At 58.8% G+C, this 1273-nt stretch carries 1 protein-coding gene; it reads right to left on the bottom strand.

Annotation, left to right across the window (positions count from 1 at the left end):
- Window positions 1-154: 154 nt before the first annotated feature.
- On the bottom strand, window positions 155-1273 hold a 1119-nt coding region (locus tag E1958_RS19530), incomplete at its 5' end, for a glycerol dehydrogenase (RefSeq protein WP_208108629.1).

Below are 1273 nucleotides of genomic sequence, written 5' to 3'. Positions count from 1 at the left end.
CTATACCCCGACCGAAACGGCTTCCTGATTAATCCTCTTTATGGGTCGGAGGTGAATTTTTGTGGATCAGGAGGCAAATTGGACTTGCATCGGAACAGAGTATCTACGGGCTGCCCGGATTCATCGTCGAATCAGTCGATTCGAATCGGTGCTTTCAATTCTGCTTTTTCCAGCATTGTCCGAGGTCATCGGCGGCCCGAATAGCATCGACGACCATGTCGGGCGTCACCTCGAAAGGCTCGTTGTGGATCGTTTCACCCTTGGCTGTAGCCCGGTTGGCGATTCGCTCCAGCAACTCCCTGGAAAGCTGGGTTAGCCCAATCTCTGCCAGGGTGGTGGGCAGGCCCACCTCGGTAGCAAAAGTCAACACCTGGTTCAGGACAGATTGAGGTTGCCCTTCGAGAACCAGTTGCACGAGCAAGCCGAAGGCGACTCTCTCCCCATGAAAATAGTCGAGCGTCGCGGGGGCTATAGTCAAGCCGTTATGTACCGCATGAGCTGCTGCCAGACCCGACGACTCGAAACCCAGACCCGAAAGGAGGGTATTCGCTTCCACGAGTCGTTCCAGGGCCGGAGTGACTACCTGGTTCCGGACGGCACGCAATGCCTCGGCTCCATCGGCCAGCAAGGTCTCGTAGCACAGCTTGGCCAGGGTCAAGGCACTACGGGTCGAAGCGCCGCCTCGCATGTTGCGGACGTGGCCGGCAACACAGGTGTTGGCCTCGAACCAGGTGGCCAGGGCATCACCCATTCCGGCCGCCAGCAACCGGGGCGGTCCCTGGGCAATCACCTGGGTATCAACCAATATCAGGTCAGGGTTTTTGCGGAGGAACCGATATTCCTGAAAAGTGCCTTCTTCCGTGTAGATCACCGACAAGGCGCTGCACGGGGCATCGCTGGAGGCCACGGTAGGGCAGTTGACGACCGGTAACGCCAAATCGCTGGCTGCTACCCTGGCCGTGTCCAGTACCTTGCCGCCTCCGGCGCCGATAATCACCTGTGCCTTGTGTTGCCGAGCCACGGTCTTGGCTCGCTCGATCTCGGCCAGGGAACATTCTCCGCCGAAAGGAAAGACGACATGCTCGATCTTGGCATCGGCCAACGTCGTCTTCCAGGTATCCGTCAGCTGACGAATGGCAGACTTCCCGGCCACGATCAGGGCCGGACCTTCCAAGTCGAGACCGGCCATTTCTTGGCCGAGGACGCCGGTGGCGTTCTTGCCTTGGGTATAACGGTTCGGGGAGCAAAAGACCGACAGCATGGCGTTTCTCCA

It is taken from the genome of Candidatus Thiosymbion oneisti (assembly GCF_004359955.1).
GTDB lineage: Bacteria > Pseudomonadota > Gammaproteobacteria > Chromatiales > Chromatiaceae > Thiosymbion > Thiosymbion oneisti.
The sequence above is the reverse complement of the archived record's forward strand: the minus strand, read 5'-3'. Positions and strand labels throughout refer to the sequence as shown.